This is a genomic window from Advenella kashmirensis W13003, from assembly GCF_000506985.1.
GTDB lineage: Bacteria > Pseudomonadota > Gammaproteobacteria > Burkholderiales > Burkholderiaceae_B > Advenella > Advenella kashmirensis_A.
In genome coordinates this window covers 526,814-545,027 of the sequence record NZ_KI650981.1, presented here as the reverse complement: position 1 = coordinate 545,027, position 18,214 = coordinate 526,814, and the positions used below count along the sequence as shown (strand labels likewise).

Annotated in this window: 16 protein-coding genes; 4 read left to right on the top strand and 12 right to left on the bottom strand. The window is 54.9% G+C overall.

Going from position 1 to position 18,214, the window contains the following annotated elements:
• On the top strand, positions 1-68 hold a 68-nt coding region (locus W822_RS46810; protein ID WP_367379368.1), incomplete at its 5' end, for an IS3 family transposase.
• A gap of 110 nt (positions 69-178) precedes the next feature.
• Here W822_RS46810 and pstB read toward each other — a convergent pair.
• The 5 genes from pstB to ppk1 form a co-directional block, all read right to left on the bottom strand.
• Entirely contained in the window at positions 179-955 is a 777-nt protein-coding gene (gene pstB, locus W822_RS41985; RefSeq protein WP_024006776.1) for a phosphate ABC transporter ATP-binding protein PstB, read from the bottom strand.
• A 41-nt stretch (positions 956-996) separates the two neighbouring features.
• Positions 997-1,887, bottom strand: coding sequence for a phosphate ABC transporter permease PstA (gene pstA / locus W822_RS41980; protein WP_024006775.1), 891 nt, complete (start codon positions 1,885-1,887; stop codon positions 997-999).
• 21 nt (positions 1,888-1,908) lie between these two features.
• Positions 1,909-2,868 (bottom strand): phosphate ABC transporter permease subunit PstC, encoded by a 960-nt coding sequence (gene pstC, locus W822_RS41975; protein WP_024006774.1) that lies wholly within the window; start codon positions 2,866-2,868, stop codon positions 1,909-1,911.
• A 149-nt stretch (positions 2,869-3,017) separates the two neighbouring features.
• Positions 3,018-4,064 carry a phosphate ABC transporter substrate-binding protein PstS gene (gene pstS, locus W822_RS41970; protein WP_024006773.1) on the bottom strand — a complete coding sequence of 349 codons (1,047 nt, stop codon included), beginning with the start codon at positions 4,062-4,064 and terminating at the stop codon, positions 3,018-3,020.
• Between the two features lie 435 nt (positions 4,065-4,499).
• Complete coding sequence (ppk1, locus tag W822_RS41965; RefSeq protein ID WP_024006772.1) at positions 4,500-6,593, bottom strand: polyphosphate kinase 1; 2,094 nt, start codon at positions 6,591-6,593, stop codon at positions 4,500-4,502.
• 166 nt (positions 6,594-6,759) lie between these two features.
• On the opposite strand from ppk1, the gene ppx reads away from it, so the two are divergent.
• Positions 6,760-8,247: an exopolyphosphatase gene (gene ppx / locus W822_RS41960; RefSeq protein ID WP_024006771.1), complete on the top strand. Its 1,488-nt coding sequence runs from the start codon at positions 6,760-6,762 to the stop codon at positions 8,245-8,247.
• A gap of 94 nt (positions 8,248-8,341) precedes the next feature.
• Here the strand turns inward: ppx and W822_RS41955 are convergent, their stop codons facing one another.
• The 5 genes from W822_RS41955 to W822_RS41935 form a co-directional block, all read right to left on the bottom strand.
• On the bottom strand, positions 8,342-9,106 hold the full coding sequence (locus W822_RS41955) for a GNAT family N-acetyltransferase (protein WP_024006770.1): 765 nt from the start codon (positions 9,104-9,106) through the stop codon (positions 8,342-8,344).
• 154 nt (positions 9,107-9,260) lie between these two features.
• The gene (gene glmM, locus W822_RS41950; RefSeq protein WP_024006769.1) at positions 9,261-10,601 is read right to left on the bottom strand and encodes a phosphoglucosamine mutase; all 1,341 of its coding nucleotides are present in this window, start codon (positions 10,599-10,601) and stop codon (positions 9,261-9,263) included.
• Positions 10,591-11,442 carry a dihydropteroate synthase gene (folP, locus tag W822_RS41945; RefSeq protein WP_031243437.1) on the bottom strand — a complete coding sequence of 284 codons (852 nt, stop codon included), beginning with the start codon at positions 11,440-11,442 and terminating at the stop codon, positions 10,591-10,593. The genes glmM and folP overlap by 11 nt, the downstream gene beginning before the upstream one ends.
• A 19-nt stretch (positions 11,443-11,461) precedes the next feature.
• Positions 11,462-13,372 carry an ATP-dependent zinc metalloprotease FtsH gene (ftsH, locus tag W822_RS41940; RefSeq protein ID WP_024006767.1) on the bottom strand — a complete coding sequence of 637 codons (1,911 nt, stop codon included), beginning with the start codon at positions 13,370-13,372 and terminating at the stop codon, positions 11,462-11,464.
• Between the two features lie 366 nt (positions 13,373-13,738).
• Positions 13,739-14,413: an RlmE family RNA methyltransferase gene (locus tag W822_RS41935; RefSeq protein WP_024006766.1), complete on the bottom strand. Its 675-nt coding sequence runs from the start codon at positions 14,411-14,413 to the stop codon at positions 13,739-13,741.
• Between the two features lie 15 nt (positions 14,414-14,428).
• Here W822_RS41935 and W822_RS41930 point away from each other — a divergent pair, with 15 nt between their 5' ends.
• The gene (locus tag W822_RS41930) at positions 14,429-15,022 is read left to right on the top strand and encodes a YhbY family RNA-binding protein (RefSeq protein ID WP_024006765.1); all 594 of its coding nucleotides are present in this window, start codon (positions 14,429-14,431) and stop codon (positions 15,020-15,022) included.
• 212 nt (positions 15,023-15,234) lie between these two features.
• Here W822_RS41930 and greA read toward each other — a convergent pair whose 3' ends face one another.
• Together greA and W822_RS41920 are read right to left on the bottom strand one after the other, a co-directional pair.
• Positions 15,235-15,711, bottom strand: coding sequence for a transcription elongation factor GreA (gene greA / locus W822_RS41925; protein WP_024006764.1), 477 nt, complete (start codon positions 15,709-15,711; stop codon positions 15,235-15,237).
• A gap of 303 nt (positions 15,712-16,014) precedes the next feature.
• The gene (locus W822_RS41920) at positions 16,015-17,376 is read right to left on the bottom strand and encodes a solute carrier family 23 protein (RefSeq protein ID WP_024006763.1); all 1,362 of its coding nucleotides are present in this window, start codon (positions 17,374-17,376) and stop codon (positions 16,015-16,017) included.
• A gap of 173 nt (positions 17,377-17,549) precedes the next feature.
• On the opposite strand from W822_RS41920, the gene W822_RS41915 reads away from it, so the two are divergent.
• A complete protein-coding gene (locus W822_RS41915) occupies positions 17,550-18,185 on the top strand; it encodes a histidine phosphatase family protein (RefSeq protein WP_024006762.1) in 636 nt (211 codons plus the stop codon).
• Positions 18,186-18,214: the final 29 nt, after the last annotated feature.

The window sequence follows — 18,214 nt, the reverse complement described above, 5'->3', positions numbered from 1 at the left end:
AGCGCATCAAAACAAAACTAAATGGCCTGAGCCCGGTGCAATACCGAACCCAGGCCTTCAAAACCTAGCTTTAATCGTCCAACTTTGTGGGGTCACTTCATAATCGAGCACAACGGGGCGCAGTTCACTTACCACAGTACAACACACGCCAACCGGAGCGTGGGCTCCGCCACAGGATTTAGCCGAAACGACCCGTGATGTAGTCTTCTGTTTCCTTGCGTTTTGGTTTGACGAACATCTGCTCGGTCTCTCCAAATTCCATCAGCTCACCCAGATACATATAGGCGGTGTAATCGGAGCAACGGGCCGCCTGCTGCATGTTGTGCGTCACGATGGCCACCGTATAGTCTTTTTTCAGTTCGGTAATCAGCTCTTCGATTTTGACGGTCGAAATCGGGTCCAGCGCCGAGCAGGGTTCGTCCAGCAGGAGGACTTCGGGCTTGATGGCGATACCGCGTGCGATGCACAAACGCTGTTGCTGTCCACCTGACAGGCCGTTACCGCTTTGAGCCAGTTTGTCTTTGACTTCGTTCCAGAGCGCCGCTTTGGTCAGAGCCCATTCGACGCGCTCGTCCATCGCGGCCTTGCTCAGGCGTTCGAACAGTTTCACACCGAATGCAACGTTATCGTAGATGCTCATGGGGAATGGTGTGGGTTTCTGGAACACCATGCCGACCTTGGCACGCAACAGCGCGATATCCTGCTTGGACGTCAGCAGGTTCTCGCCGTCCATATTGATTTCGCCTTCTGCGCGCTGGCCTGGATACAGCTCGTACATGCGGTTGAATACACGCAGCAGTGTCGATTTGCCGCAACCTGAAGGGCCGATGAATGCCGTGACCTTGTTCTTGGCAATACGCATGTTCACGTCTTTGATCGCGTGAAACTTGCCGTAGTAAAAATTCAGATTCTTGACTTCAATCTTTGTCTGGTCGTTCGTAACCAAGTTTTCCATGTGTGTCTTCCTGACGAATACTTTAATGTGAGGGCCGCAGATTATTTGCTGCGAAACGCGTTACGGGCCAGAATGTTGAGTGCCAGCACCAGCAATGTGATCAGGGTCGCGCCTGCCCATGCCAGTTCATTCCAGTCTTTAAAGGGGCTGGCCGCGTATTGATAGATCACGACCGGCAGGTTGGCCATCGGCCCATTCATATTCCAGCTGGTGAACTGGTTCGACAGCGCAGTAAACAGCAAAGGCGCAGTTTCACCGGCAATACGGGCCACCGCCAGCAGCACGCCCGTCAGAATACCGGACATGGCCGCCTTGTAGCACACCAGTGTAATGACCCGCCATTTCGGGCAGCCCAGGGCAGATGCCGCTTCACGCAGGCTGTTGGGTACCAGGGCCAGCATGTTGTCTGTGGTACGCACCACGACGGGGATCACCAGAATAGCCAGGGCAAATGAACCTGCCCAGCCTGAATAATGGCCGGAATTGGACACCACGATCGCATAAATAAACAGACCGATCACGATGGACGGGGCTGACAGCAGCACGTCATTGAGGAACCGGGTGGCCGGCGCAAGCCAGCCGCGCTGGCCATATTCGGCCAGATACGTACCGGCCAGAATGCCTATCGGTGTACCGATCGCGGTACCAACGGCCGACATCAGGACCGAACCGATCAGCGCGTTGGCCAGACCGCCCGCTTCGCCTGGTCCGGGCGTTTTTTCCGTAAAGAGAGACAGGGAGAGTGATCCGCCGCCCTTGATCGCCAGGGTGAACAGAATCCAGACCAGCCAGAACAGCCCGAAAATCAGGGCTGCTGATGATAAGGTCAGCATGATCTTGTTACGGAGATGGCGGCGACGATAGATGCCGTTATTAGGGTTGATGGCCGAATTGGCCGGAGTTGTCGTGATGGATGCTGTTGTTGTGTTCATAAAGTATCTCTTTCGCCTCAATCAGGACTTTTTGCCTTCGCCCGCTGACATTTTTGCCAGCATCAGTCGCGAAGCCATCAATACCACCGTTGTAATCAGGAACAGGATCAGCCCCAGCTCGATCAGCGATGATTTCTGCAGGCCCCCTGCTTCGTTAAATTCATTGGCAATGGCCGATGCAATAGAGTTGGACGGATCGAACACACTGCCGGGCAGGCGGAAGGAGTTGCCGATCACGAACGTGACAGCCATCGTTTCACCTAATGCACGACCCAATCCCAGCATAATGCCGCCGATCACACCGCTTTTCGTGAAGGGCAGCACGACCCGCCACATGACTTCCCAGGTTGTGGAACCCAGACCATAGGCCGATTCCTTGAGCATGGGCGGCACGACCTCGAACACGTCACGCATGACCGACGCAATATAGGGAATAATCATGATGGACAGGATAAGCCCGGCGGTGAAAAGACCAATACCGAAAGGCGCACCCTGAAAAAACTGTCCGATGAACGGAATGGCACCCAGCACGTTGATTAACGTGGGCTGGATGTACTGCTGAAAGATGGGCACGAAGACGAAAAGTCCCCACATGCCGTAAATAATGGAAGGGACGGCAGCAAGCAGTTCCACTGCCGTGCCCAGCGGGCGACGCAACCATGTAGGGGACAGCTCGGTCAGGAACATGGCGATACCGAAAGAGACCGGCACCGCAATAATGAGAGCGACAAATGCCGTGATAAGCGTACCGATAATGGGAACAACAGCACCGTAGATATCATTGACCGGGTCCCAGTCATTGGTCCACAAGAATGCGGCACCATACTTGAGCAGCGTTTCCTGACTTCCATACACCAGCGACACCATAATAGCCGCAAGAAGCGAAAATACAAAGAAAGCAAAAAAGCGGGCGATGTTCTTGAACAGAACGTCGGCGAACGCGTTGCTCCGGGCTGGAGTGGGAGGAAGTTCTTTTTGCATAGTCTGGATGGCGGACTGGTTGGGCCCGGCTGCGGTAGTCGTTATCGAAACGCTCATTGTAAACCCGTCTAGGTGTTCGTAAAAAACATGGCGGCTTAAAAATTTAAGTCGCCATGTTTTATTAGGTACTCAGGTTTTGATTGACCTGATTATTTCCAGACTGCCTGACCGTCGGCAGATTTGATTTCTGAAGCCCATGCTGCGCGAACTTCTTTGGTCACTTCGTCTGGCAGGGGTACATAATCGATCTCTGAAGCCGATTTCCCACCGTTTTTGAAGGCCCAGTCAAAGAAAGACAGAACGGCTTTCGTTTGCTCAGGCTTGTCAGCTTTTTTGTGAACCAGGATGAAGGTGGCTGCAGTCACAGGCCAGGAATCAGCACCAGGCTCTTCTGTCAGAACCACACCCATGCCAGGTGCGCTTTTCCAGTCGGCGTTTGCAGCGGCAGCGGCAAACGCTTTCTGTTCAGGCTGAACGAATTTGCCGTCTTTGTTTTTCAGCTGTGTCCAGGACAGGTTGTTCTGTTTGGCATACGCGTATTCAACGTAACCGATAGAGTTCTTCAGCTGACCAACATAAGCGGCCACGCCTTCGTTACCCTTACCGCCCTGACCTGTAGGCCATTTAACGGCTTTGCCTTCGCCCACTTTGTCTTTCCAGTCTGCAGACACTTTGGACAGATAGTTGGTCCACCCGAATGTGGTGCCTGAACCGTCTGAACGGTGCACAACAATGATTGCCGCGTCAGGCAGCGTCACACCTGGGTTCAGGGAAGCGATAGCCTGGTCATTCCATTTGGTCACTTTGCCCAGGAAAATGTCGGCGAGGACCGGACCTGTCAGTTTCAGCTGACCGGGTTTGATGCCGTCGATATTGACAACAGGCACCGTGCCGCCGATGACGGCCGGGAACTGCAACAGGCCGTTTTCAGACAGTTTTTTCTCGTTCAATGGATCGTCAGATGCGCCGAAATCGACTGTTTTGGCGATAATCTGCTGCTGACCGCCACCGGAACCGATAGATTGGTAATTGATTTTATTACCGGTTTCTGCTGCGTACAGGGAAGCCCATTTCGCATAAACAGGATATGGGAAAGAAGCGCCTGCACCGGTCACAGTTGCGGCAGCATGAGCAGCGAAAGCCGCTGTCGACAGCGCGACGGCAACAGAAACGCTTTTGAGTGCATGTTTGAACATGTATATTCCTTAATACGTTAAAGAGGTAACAAAATACGAACCTTGATGTCCTTCCCGAGTATAGTAAAACCGCTTTATGACAGGATAGTGACAAATATAAGGCAATTTGATTCCTTCGCTAGGGAAACCACTAAGCATGTTTATTTTTTTTAATAATATCAAATGCTTGCTTCATATATTTCATTATATGATGGCTGTATTAAAGCCAAAAAAATCTGAATAAAAAGCGGATTCAGAACAACAGTGGATCAATACTGTCATATATCGTCATGTTACAAAATTGCGTGGATCAAGTGCCTCACTTGTCTGTTTTTGTGCATCGACCCGCTCTTGGCAGCGACACATTATTGAAGTTTACCCGCGTGTTTCGGAATCATTCCATCGAAGTGGCAGCGCCGCCGCTTTCGACCGGCGCGCATACCCTGTCCCGCTGCCTCAAACTGCCTTTCCCAGCAGATTCATCAGATAGTGATGGATATTGAACGATTCACGACGATTCTTGACCCGTTCATACTCGCCGCTGGGTTTCTGCTCCCAGGCCAGCACGTTGTCTTTTAACGGGAAGATAAAGGATTCGTTGATCACCCGTTTCTTCAATGCCGGATTGAGAATCGGGAATGCCACTTCCACCCGGCGGAAAAAATTGCGCGCCATCCAGTCAGCCGAAGACAGGTAGACTTCTTCGCGACCGCCGGCATGAAAATAAAAGACCCGGGAATGCTCCAGAAACCGTCCGACAATCGAGCGCACCCGTATATTTTCCGACAGACCCGGTACGCCCGAGCGAAGCGCGCAGACCCCGCGTACGATCAGCTCGATGCGAACGCCCGCCTGGCTTGCCTTATAGAGCGCCTCAATGACTTCGGTTTCCAGCAGGGAATTCATTTTGGCCATAATGACTGCTTTCTTGCCGGCCAGCGCCTGCGCGGTTTCGGCCTGAATCATCTCCACGACCCGCTCATGCAGGGTAAAAGGCGACTGCAGCAACAACTTGAGCGGGCGGCGGGTTCCCAGTCCGGTCAATAACGAGAACACCCGGTCCATATCATCGGTCAGATCAGGGTTGGCCGTCAGCAAACCAAAGTCTGTGTACAGCCGCGCTGTTCGCGGATGATAGTTACCTGTGCCCAGATGACCATACCGTACAATTTTACGGCCCTCCCGACGCAGAACAAGCAGCATCTTGGCATGGGTCTTGTGCCCCACCACACCATACACGACATGCGCGCCCACCTCTTCCAGCTTGGCGGCCCAGTTGATGTTGGTCTGTTCGTCAAAGCGCGCCATCAGCTCAACCACGACGGTGACTTCCTTACCTGCCTTGGCCGCAGCCAGCAACAGGCTCATGAGTTCAGAGTCTTCGCCAGTACGATAAATGGTCTGTTTGATGGCCACCACCTTGGGGTCAAGCGCCGCAGACGTCAGAAAATCGATGACGGGCTTGAACGACTGATAGGGATGATGCAGCAGCCGGTCCTCACGCGCAATCGCGTCAAACATATCGGCCGGATTGTCATTCATGGTATCGAACGGCGCAGGCAGACGGGCGCGGTAGCTAGGGAATACCAATTCGGGATCGGCGTCGATATCGCACAGCGGCATCAGACGCGTCAGGTTGACGCTACCATGGGTGCGATAGGTATCCTTGGCGTCCAGGGCAAATTCCCGTTGCAGAAAATGCTCCAGGTCCACCGGCGTGTCTTCGGAAATTTCCAGTCGCACTGCCGCCCCGAAGTTACGCTGGGACAATTCCCCCTGCAGTGCCTGCCGCAGATTGGTCACTTCGTCCTCATCGACGAACAGATCGCTGTTGCGCGTGACACGCCATTGATAAAGCCCCTTGACCTGCATACCCGGGAACAGTTCGCCGGAGAACTCCTGCATGAGCGAAGACAGCAGGGTGTAGGTGTGGCGCTGCCCGCAGACCGATTCCGGTATTTCAAGCAGGCGCGGCAAGGCGCGAGGTGCCTGCACGATGGCAATTGACGCGCGACGCCCGAAAGCGTCCTGGCCGCTGAGCGACACGATGAAGTTCAGACTTTTGTTGTAAACACGGGGAAACGGGTGCGCCGGATCCAGTCCGATCGGCGTGAGCAGCGGCAATACTTCGTTCAGAAAAACATCGCGTGCCCATTCTGAAATGGCTGGCGAATACTCCCTGGGCGCCAAGACCGACACCCCCCTTTTACGCAGTGCTGGGAAAATATCCTTGTTGAGCAGGGCATACTGGCGGTCGACCAGATCGTGCACACGCTGTTGCACCAGCTCAAAAGCCGCCGATGGCGTCAGGCCGTCTTCGCCCGGCACATTAGGAAATTGACGTTCCTGCTCTTTCAGGCTGGAGATGCGGATTTCAAAAAACTCATCCAGATTCGAGCTCACGATACACAGATAGCGCAGGCGCTCCAGCAGCGGATGGCTCTGATTGACGGCCATGCCCAGCACACGTTCATTGAACTTGAGCAGCGACAGCTCTCGGTTGAGTAAAGTAACGTCTGGCATTGCGGGAGCTGTGTTGGTATCGGACATGTAAGCTGCGTAGAGTAATTTTCGGGCTTTTAAAGGGAACGATTCTTATACATCATAAATATAACAGGATTATTACAAAAATTATCCTGCGCCAAAATGGCCGTCTTGCGCTCGCAATCTCGGCTTTTTTACTAAAATGGCGTTTCCTTTACCTACAAGATGCATCATGGAACAATTACTTGCCGCCGTCGACCTGGGCTCAAACAGTTTTCGCCTGTCCATTGCAAGGATTGTCCAGAATGAACAATCTGTTCAGATTTACGCCACTGACCGACTGAAAGAGACGGTCCGGCTTGCCGCCGGACTGGATGCCGATCGCGTCCTGAGCGAAGAAGCCATACAGCGCGCCATCGCGGTTCTGTCCCGCTTCGGCGAACGCCTTGATAATTTTCCCGCCGGCCGCGTGCGAGCCGTGGCGACCAATACCTTTCGGGTCGCGCGCAACGTCGCTGACTTTCTGCCGCGCGCAGAAGCCGCACTGGGCTATCCGATAGAAGTGATTTCCGGCCAGGAGGAAGCGCGGCTGATTTATTCAGGCGTCATCCATGAATTGCCGCCCTCGATAAACAAGCGATTTGTCGTCGATATTGGCGGCGGCTCAACTGAATTCATTATCGGTCAGGAGCTGGAACCTCTGCTCATGAAATCGCTCGCCATCGGGTGCGTCAGTTATACCAAGGCGTATTTTCCGGACGGAAAAGTCACGGAAGAAGGATTCATACAGGCAGAAATCGCCGCACGCAAGGAAATCGAGATTATTTCCAGGCAATATCGGCATCTGGGCTGGGACGAGGCTTTCGGGTCCTCCGGTACCGCCAAGGCACTGGTCGCCACATTGGAAGAATCGGGGTTTTCCGAGAAAGGCATTACGCTGGACGGCATGCAGAAGCTAAAAAAAGTGCTAATCCGTCACGGCAGCGCCCATGCCCCCGAACTGCATGGCCTCAAACCGGACCGGATGGAAGTTTTGCCTGCGGGCCTGTCTATCATGATGGCGATTTTCAGCGAGTTGCAGGTCAAACAGATGAACCAGGGAGATGGTGCCCTGCGCGTCGGGGTGCTTTACGATATGCTGGGCCGCGACACGTCTCATGACAAACGTGATGAGACTGCCCTGGTGTTCATGAAACGCTATCATATCGACGTACGCCAGGCCGCCCGCGTCAAAAAACAGGCGCTGACCTTTTTTGACTCAATACTGTCAGACGAACCTGCTGCGGATGATCTGCGGCGCTATCTGGGCTGGGCTTGCGACCTGCACGAAACAGGCCTGAGTATTTCACAGAACAATTATCACAAACACACTGCCTATGTGATGGCCAACGCCGATATGCCCGGTTTTTCCGAAGCCGAACAGGAACTGCTCTCTTTCCTGACCCTGGGCCATCAGGGGAAACTGGATAAGCTGTTGGCCGAAGCGCCCACGCGTGCCAAATGGCGTCTGACCTTATGCCTGCGGCTGGCCGTGGTGTTCATGCGACGTCGACAGCCCGTCACCGCTCTGCCGGTCACGCTGGAAACAGGCGAGGAAAAACTGAAATTATGCGTCGGGAAAAAATGGCTGGAAGATCACCCGCTCACGCGCTACACGCTTGCCCTGGAAGCGGCTGAATGGAAAAAAGTGGGTTTCACGCTGGATATCGTGCCGACCTGAACGGTCTGTCGGTACGGCCATGCCGGGGCTGACTACACTCTTTTTACAGGCGAACGAGCCGGCATGCAGCGTCAGGACAAACAGAAACGCCCGGTCAGACCAGGCCGAAGTGTTTTTTGTAGCGCGGATCGATATTGGCCACATCAATAATGACCGGAAAATCGGCGGAGTTAAAGTCTTTGTCGAATGCCGGCTCGCCACAAATATGCGCACCGATTTTCAGATATCCCTTGATCAGCGCCGGCGTTTTGGCGTCGTCGGTGAGCGTCAGCTTGTCCAGGGGATAGGGATTGATCGGAACCACGGTAGGACGATCCGGGTGAGCATCGATATCTTTTTTGGCGGCCCGCCATACCTTGGAGGCCTGTACACCGCCGTCTGCCAGACTGACGCTGGCGCATCCCAGCATATAGCGATAATTATTGGATAGCAGATAGCGCGCCAGCCCGTTCCACAACAACATGATGGCCTGGCCGTTGCGGTAGTCGGGATGTGTGCAGGAGCGACCACATTCACACAATACGCGCCGGATATCACCCAGTTGCGTCAGGTCGAACTCCAGCTCAGAATAATAACCGCCCGCTTCGACTGCCTTTTCAGGACTCAGAATGCGGTAGGTGCCAACCACAGCATCGTTTTTCAGATCGCGCACCATCAAATGGGTGCACCACTTGTCGAATGGCTCGATATCGACGCCATCGATGGCCCCGGGAAAGACCACGTTCATTTCCCGGGTGTAGACCTCGTAGCGCAAGCGCTGCAGTTGCTCTACTTCTTCGTCTGTTGTAGCAATCCCCAAGACCAGGCTGTGGCTTGACGTATCTTCCTCGTCAGCCTGGATCCGCATGATTTCTTGCATTTGGGTCAATTCCTAAGTTTTACAATAAAGCTGCATGATACCGGGTTCATTTGACAAAAACTTTTCACATACAGGTAATATTTCGAATTTTTGAAATATTACCGCACAATTGCGCGCAGGTTGTGCAAAGTGCCGGTAAATGCTCAGACAGTTGCTAGGATTTGAGATCGACCGCCTGCAAACGCTCCACGCCCTGACGGGCCAGTTCCTCGGTTTCGGCCTCAACCATGAGGCGCAGCTTGGGTTCAGTACCGGAGGCCCGGATCAGTACCCGGCCGCGTCCGTCAAGATCACGCTCCACTTCCTGTCTGGCGGTCTGCAGGCCGGCGTGCGCTGTCCAGTCGGCGCCTTTTTTCCAGGGCACATTGACCATGATCTGTGGATACATCTTCAGATCAGAAATGAACTGTGAAAGGGTTTTGCCGCTGCGCACCAGCGCGGTCAACACCTGCAAGCCGGCAATAATGCCGTCGCCCGTAGAGTGATGATCCAGACAAAGCAGGTGACCCGAGCTTTCGCCGCCGTACAGCCAGCCGTTCTTTTGCATGGCTTCCAATACGTACCGATCACCTACATTGGCACGCTCGAACGGCACGCCCATGATTTGCATGATCTTTTCAAAACCGTAATTGGTCATGAGCGTACCGACCACACCAGCCACGCGACCATGCATCATGCGTTCACGGACCATGGCGTAGAGCAGTTCGTCGCCATTGTAGATACGTCCATCGGCATCAACCATCTGAATTCGGTCGGCATCGCCATCCAGAGCGATACCGTAGTGGGCACCCTCTTCCCGGACTTTTTCGGCCAGGGATTCAGGATGCAGGGCGCCTACGCCCTGATTGATGTTGAACCCATCGGGGCTGCAGCCGATGGCGATCACTTCAGCGCCCAACTCGCGAAAGACATGCGGTGCAATATGATAGGCGGCGCCATGCGCGCCATCTACCACGATTTTCATCCCCTTCAGATCCAGATCATTGGGGAAGGTGCTTTTGCAAAATTCAATATAGCGTCCGGCCGAATCCGGCATGCGCCGGGCACGCCCGATATGTTCCGAATCGACACAACCCACAGGTTCCTCGAGGGCAGCTTCGATCTCGAGCTCAACCTCATCAGGCAGTTTCATCCCGTTGCCGGAGAAAAACTTGATACCGTTATCCTGATAGGCATTATGCGAGGCGCTGATGACCACACCTGCAGTCAGGCGCAAGGCGCGCGTCAGATAGGCCACGGCCGGCGTTGGAATCGGGCCGGCCAGATACACATCAATACCCGCTGCAGACAAACCCGCTTCGAGTGCTGATTCGAGCATATAACCAGAGATACGCGTATCTTTGCCGATCAACACCATAGGGCGCGCACTGTCCCGATAGTTTTTAGACAGGACCCGCCCTGCCGCATAGCCCAGGCGCAATGCAAATTCCGCGTTGATCACTGCCCCGCCGACTTCCCCACGTACCCCATCTGTACCGAAATATTTACGACCCATTGATTTCTCCTTGTTCTACCGCTGCCCATACCTTGAGGGCGTCTGCTGTTTCTGCAACATCGTGTACTCGTATGATAGCTGCGCCCCGGTTTACAGCAGCAAGCGCACCGGCGATACTGCCGGCAACGCGCTCACGCGGGGCGCGGCCTGTCACCGCCGCAATCATGCTTTTGCGCGACAAACCGATCAATAGCGGGGAGTGTAAACCGGACAGCCTGTCCTGTTCACGTAAAAGTTGGTAATTTTGTTGCGCCGTCTTTCCAAATCCGTATCCGGGGTCCAGACAGATGCGCGAATCTGACACACCGACCGAGATCAACGCCTGCTTGCGCTCATCCAGGAACCGGTAGACTTCATCGGTGACGTTCTCATAGGTGGGTGCAGTCTGCATGGTTTTGGGCTCGCCCTGCATGTGCATCAGGCACACGCCGCAATCGGGATGTGCAGCAACCACATCGAGCGCGCCGGGCATGCGCAGCGCATAAATATCATTGATCAGATCGGCACCGGCCTGCAGGGCCGCCTGCATGACGGCGGGCTTGAAGGTGTCGACTGACAGCGGCTTACCGCAGTCGCGCAGATTGCGGATGACCGGGATAATGCGACGCAGTTCCTCTTCTTCGGAGACGGCGTCGGCACCGGGACGGGTTGATTCCCCGCCAATATCCAGCATATCGGCGCCCTGCGCGATCAGATCGAGTGCGTGTTGCGTCGCTTCATCAGCGGAAAAATGGGAGGAACCGTCAGAGAAAGAGTCGGGCGTGACGTTGACAATGCCCATAACAAGCGGGCGCTTGAGTGTTAGCTCGAAGCGCCCGCAAATGAATGTGGAATGATTCATGAAAAATACAGCACGTTGATCAGGCGGTAGCGGTTGCTTTATCGCTGCCGGGTTCTTTGCGGGCAGGGCCTGACGATGGAGGGGGTGGCGTGTCCGGAGAATCACCGGTGGGTTCCGGCGCTTCTGGCGGACGCGGTGGCCGCCCTGCCATGATATCTGCGATCTGGTCTGCGTTAATGGTTTCCCATTCCAGCAGCGCCTTGGCCATGATATGCATTTTCTCGCTGTTTTCCTCGATGATCTTGCGTGCAACAGAGTACTGTTCATCAATGATCAGTCGGATTTCCGCATCGACTTTCTGCATGGTGGCCTCGGAAACGTGTGTGGTCTTGGTCACACTGCGACCCAGGAACACTTCGTTTTCGTTTTCCGCATAAACCATGGGACCCAATGATTCTGTCATGCCGTAACGGGTGACAATATCACGGGCAATCGCGGTAGCCCGTTCAAAGTCGTTGGACGCACCCGTGGTCATCTGGTTCATGAAGATTTCTTCGGCAATACGGCCACCGAACAATACGGCAATGGTATTGAGCAGGCGCTCTTTGTCCATACTGTAGCGGTCGCCTTCAGGCAACTGCATGGTCACACCCAGCGCACGGCCCCGTGGAATGATGGTGACTTTGTGCACCGGATCGGTTTTCGGCAGCATGCGGGCAACGATGGCGTGTCCGGATTCGTGATACGCGGTGTTTTTGCGCTCTTCCTCGGGCATGACAATGGAGCGGCGCTCCGCACCCATGATGATCTTGTCCTTGGCATTTTCGAAGTCGGCCATGTTGACGGTGCGTCCATTGCGACGGGCAGCAAACAGGGCTGCCTCGTTCACGATATTGGCCAGATCGGCGCCCGAAAACCCTGGTGTACCACGCGCGATGACCGACGCATTGACGTTCGGTGCCAGCGGCACTTTGCGCATATGGACATTCAGAATCTGTTCACGGCCACGCACATCGGGCAGGCTGACCACGACCTGGCGGTCGAAACGGCCAGGACGCAGCAATGCAGGGTCCAGAACGTCGGGGCGGTTGGTTGCGGCAATCACAATCACGCTCTGGCCGGATTCGAAGCCGTCCATTTCAACCAGCATCTGGTTAAGTGTTTGCTCGCGCTCGTCATTGCCGCCACCGACACCGGCGCCACGCTGGCGACCGACCGCATCGATCTCGTCGATAAAGATAATGCACGGCGCCTGCTTCTTGGCGTTCTCGAACATATCGCGTACGCGCGACGCACCGACACCGACGAACATTTCAACAAAATCTGAACCGGAAATACTGAAGAACGGCACTTTGGCTTCGCCGGCAATGGCCTTGGCCAGCAGGGTTTTACCTGTTCCGGGCGGACCGACCATCAGCACGCCGCGCGGAATACGACCACCCAGGCGCTGGAAGCGGGTCGGATCGCGCAGAAAGTCAACCAGTTCCTTCACGTCTTCCTTGGCTTCATCGCAACCGGCCACATCGGCAAAGGTAATTTGGTTGGTGCTTTCGTCGAGCATGCGGGCACGCGATTTACCGAAGCTGAATGCCCCGCCCTTGCCGCCGCCCTGCATTTGACGCATGAAGAAGAACCAGACGCCGATCAGCAGCAGCATGGGGAACCAGGAGATCAGTGCGCTCAGCAGGAACGAAGGCTGCTCCGGCGGTTTGGCCGTGACATTGACGCCTTCACGCACCAGATCGCCGACCATCCACAGGTCGGAAGGAGCAGTCAGCGTATAGGGGCGACCATCCGAGCTGGGGGTGACCGTCAGGGTATTGCCCTGAATTTCAACGCTGGAAATCTTGCCCTGTTTGGCATCAGACATGAACTGGCTGTAGCTCACGCCCTCTTTGACCTGACCTGCGCCGTCATATTGCTTGAATACTGTGAAAAGTACCAGCGCTACGACCACCCAGATGGCGAATTTTGAAAAAGAATTATTCAACAATCTGACTCCTGCGATGAATGGCAAATGACCCTGAAAGCAAAGTCTTTGCCCCGTTCATATCATTCTAACCTATTGATAAAAAAAAGAGGCTTTACATCTGGCTGAAAAGCAAATTAAAACCATTACCCGGAATTTCGCGCATTTTTGGAGAAAAAGCGCCCCTATCGCCTGAGTTTGGGTGTCTTGCAAGCCGCGCACTGAGCGAACCGATGCGCAAGCTCGAAAAAGTACTTTCCTGATTCATAATGGGGGCTAAAAAGCGGTTTCCAAGCACGATTTTCGCTTTTTGACAGCACTGTTACATTCGGCCGCCCGACGATGCCTGATTGGATTGAGGCAATCGGTAGTCAGAGTGGTCGGCGCTCAGCCACCCAGTTCCTGCAAGGACTCCTGCCGCTTGTCCGGATGCTTAAGACCGCGCCCAAGCAAAAAGGTTTCCGACGATTTATCGCGGGACGCCTTGGGCTTGCGCTCAACGACCCGTTTGAAATGCTGTTTGAACATCTGCACGATCTGGGAAAAGCCGCTACCGTGAAAAGCTTTGACGATCAAAGCCCCGTCGGGGGTCAGGTTTTGCAGGGAAAAGGCCACAGCCAGCTCGCAGACGTGCTGGATGCGGGCCGAATCAGCCGAGCTGACACCGGACAGATTGGGCGCCATATCGGACATGACCAGATTGACCTGATGCTCGCCCACCATCTCGTTGAGCTCAGCCAGGACGGCATCGTCCCGAAAATCGCCCTGCAGGAACTCGACGCCGGCGATCGGCTCCATGGGTAGCAGGTCCAGCGCAATGACGCGTCCCTGCAACACACCGCCTTCTGCAACCAGCCTTTCACGCGCCACCTGCGACCAACTACCGGGCGCGCTGCCCAAGTCGACTATAATATCGCCTTTACGCATCAGTTTTTCCGAATCCAGGATCTCTATCAGCTTGAACGCTGCCCGGGCTCGATAGCCCTTCTGACTTGCCATTTTTACGTATGGATCATTGATGTGCTGATGTATCCATTCTTTCGAGAATTTCTTTTTGGCCATTGCCCTGATTACCTTATGCCTATCCTAGAATTGACATCTAAAGAGCGCAGCGAACTACGCGCTGCCGCCCACCCACTTAAGCCGGTCGTCCTGATTGGCGATCAGGGCCTGACGCAAGCGGTATTGAAAGAAATTGATATGAATCTTACTGCGCACGGCCTGCTCAAGGTACGCGTCGCCGGTGATGATCGTGCCGCGCGTGTTGACATGCTGAACACCATCTGTGATTCATTATCGTGTGCCGCAGTCGGTCATGTCGGCAAAACGCTTATTTTATATCGACACGGCTCGCAAAACCGTCGCTGGGAACAAAAAACCGAAGAACCCGTCGAACGCAGTCGCCGACTTCCCAATGAACCGCATACGCCCAAAAAGCTGCTGGCTGCCGGCAAAACACTGAAAGACCGCAAGACACCAAGAAAAACGGCCAAGGGCAACGACGAACTGGTCGGGACACGCAGCCACAAGCCTGCTCGGGCACCGACTGCTCGTCCGGGTGCAGACCACGCCCCGCATGGTATCCCGCGGCGTGCGGGTAGCGCATTGTCGCTGCGGGCGGGTCGTCGCGCGACACCTGCCGGGCGCACTGGCAGACGCGGAGGCAAATAAGCTGCCGGGATAAAAAAACAACCGGATGCCAGAATCATCAGCTACCGGAACAAAATACGACTGGGATAAAAAAGAAGCCGCAGGACTGTTTTCTGCGGCTTTTTTGCTGCTACTGGCATCTGGGCCATGCCCTGAAGGCCAATTTTATGTCCGTGCAGTTCAACAAACGCTTTTACCTACTCCGGATCCTCGCATAGCAGAATGCGATTCAATTACTTGTATTCAACAGAGGTAATCTCAAACTCTTTTTCGCCTGACGGCACTGTCACGACCACGACATCGCCTTCGGACTTGCCGATAAGCGCCCGCCCAACCGGACTGGAAACAGAAATTCTGTTCAGACGGATGTCGGATTCAGCATCGCCAACGATCTGGTAGGTAACCTGGTTACCGGAGTTCAGATCTTCGATCCCGACTGTTGCGCCAAACACCACACGACCATCGACATCCAGGCTGGCCGGATCAATGATATGGGCGTTGGACAAAACACCTTCCAGCTCGTTGATACGACCTTCAATAAACCCCTGGCGTTCACGAGCCGCATCGTATTCGGCATTTTCCGACAGATCACCCTGCGCCCGCGCCTCCGCGATTGCTTCAATCACAGCGGGACGTTCTACGCTGGTCAAACGGTGCAATTCTTCTTCCAAGCGCTTCGCACCTTGCGCTGTTAATGGGATACCTGCCATAGCTGTCTCAAAAAAGTAAAAACGCCCCCATCGCACTCGAGGTGCCATGATGATGAGCGTGCTGTTGTGTTATCGGCTTTGCCAACGATGTCAGGCGAAAGCACTAAAGAAATGTTAGTTTAAAAGGTTAAAATAAAAGAAATTAGTAAAACGACAATAACCAAAACAACCAAAAATAAGCCCCGGCACTGGTGAGCTAGTGCCAGGGACATCGTTGTGACATTGTCCCCAATTCCGGGACAAAATGCAAGCCTTGGGCGAAAAGTCGCTAAAGTCTTGAAAACAATTGAAAAAATATCAAATTTATGAATTCGTCTCTTGATCGAAAGGACTCTGATCAGGCTGCGTCCTGCGTTGCTGGCGCAGGTTGAGCAGTGCGTACAGAATAATCGCCCCGAATGTCGCCGTTCCGATGCCTTCGAGCTTAAAAGCCCCGAATTGAAGGGTAAAGTTACCCGCCCCCATCAACAAGGTGACCGCCGCGACAATCAGATTGCGGTTATCGCCGAAGTCGACCTGGTTGACCACCCAAATCCGGGCACCGGCAATCGCAATCAGGCCAAACACCACCATGGAGACCCCGCCCAGAACCGGGCCGGGAATGGCATGAATCAGGGCGCCGAACTTGGGCGAGAAACCCAGCACAATGGCAATGCACGCCGCCGCGACAAATACCAGCGTCGAATAGATGCGCGTGACTGCCATCACTCCGATATTTTCTGCATACGTGGTCACACCGGTTCCGCCTACGGCTCCTGAAATCATAGTGGCGACTCCGTCACCGACGAACGCGCGTCCAAGGTACTGGTCCAGATTCTGGCCGGTCATGGCGCTGACCGCACGGATATGCCCCAGATTTTCGGCGATCAGAATCACGGCAACTGGCACCATGATCGTGATTGCCGACAGACTGAAGACCGGCGTGGCCAGCGTAGGCAAACCGAACCAGGCCGCCGCCTGTACGCCCGAAAAATCAATGGGGGTACCCAGACCGGCCACATTGGTCAGCAACCAGTACACTACGCAGGCGGCAATGAGACCCAGCAGGATCAGCAGGCGCTGAATCATGCCGCGCGTAAAGACTGCGACGCCGGCCACACACAATATGGTCATCAGGGCCATCAGAGCTTCGAATGTGGTGCCGCTGCCCATGGCGCCCTTGGCAGCGATAGGTGCAAGGTTAAGGCCGATCACGGCCACGATGGCGCCCGTCACCACCGGCGGCATCAGTCGCTCGATCCAGGCAGAGCCGTTACCGCGGCTATTGGCGAACCACACGATCACTCCGACCAGCGCATAAACCAGGCCGCAAATAATAATCGCGCCCAGTGCCACGCCGATATTGGCATTGAAGCCGCTGCCACTATATCCTGTGACCGAGATCACGCCACCGATGAAGGCAAAACTGGAACCCAGGTAGCTTGGTACGCGCCCGGCCACGAAGAAGAAGAAAATCAGCGTGCCGATACCCGACATCAACACCGCCAGATTGGCGTCAAACCCCATCAGCAGCGGCGCCAGCACAGTTGCCCCGAACATGGCCACCACATGCTGCGCGCCCATGACTGCTGTTTGCGGCCACGAGAGCCGTTCGTCGGGTGCTACAATCTGGTGATCACGGGCCCGGTCGACCCGTCGCCAGATTGGAAAAAAAGGTCCACTCATTACTTTCCCCATAGAAATATGACGTCATGTTTTACTGGGTATGAAGTGTACGGCTTCATTGGTGCGCAGGGCAAGCACAACCGGGTCTTGGCAGTTTGCTGTTTGACTGTTGCTTTTGCGCCGACCCGCGTGCATCCCGGTCCCTGCCCTATTTTTTTATCATTCGCTGAACTATGTCACATACCGATTTCTGGATTATCCGCCACGGGGAAACCGACTGGAACACCCAAAGACGCCTGCAGGGCTGGCGCGACATCCCGCTCAATCCCACGGGCGTTGCGCAGGCCCAGGCCCTGAGTGCACACCTGCAAACACATTTTGCGCAAGCCGAACCCACTCACATCTATTCAAGTGATCTGGAACGGGCCTATCAAACCGCCCTGCCGTACGCCCAGTCGCGCAACAAGTTTGTGCAACAACTGCGTGGACTGCGGGAGCGCAACTATGGTGTGCTCGAAGGCCGCCTCTGGTCCGAGCTGACGGGTTTTGATTCAGCGCGCAATCACAATGTGGCGATCGAACTGAGCCCGGACGAACACCAGGCGGAAGATCTGGCGGCTTTTTACACGCGCATCCGCCAGACACTCAATGGCCTGGCGCAGCAGCATCGCAACGAAACGGTCATGATCGTCAGCCACGGGGGCGCCATTGATATGATGTGGCGGGCTGCCGGCAAGCTGCCACCCGATGCGCCCCGCGAATTCACCCAGCGCAATACCAGTATCAATCGCTTGCGCATTGCAAACGATGATGACTGGCAGATTGTGTCCTGGGCCGATACGGCACATCTGCCCGGCGTGGCGGCCTGACAGATCATTGATTGACGGGTCGCTGCAGC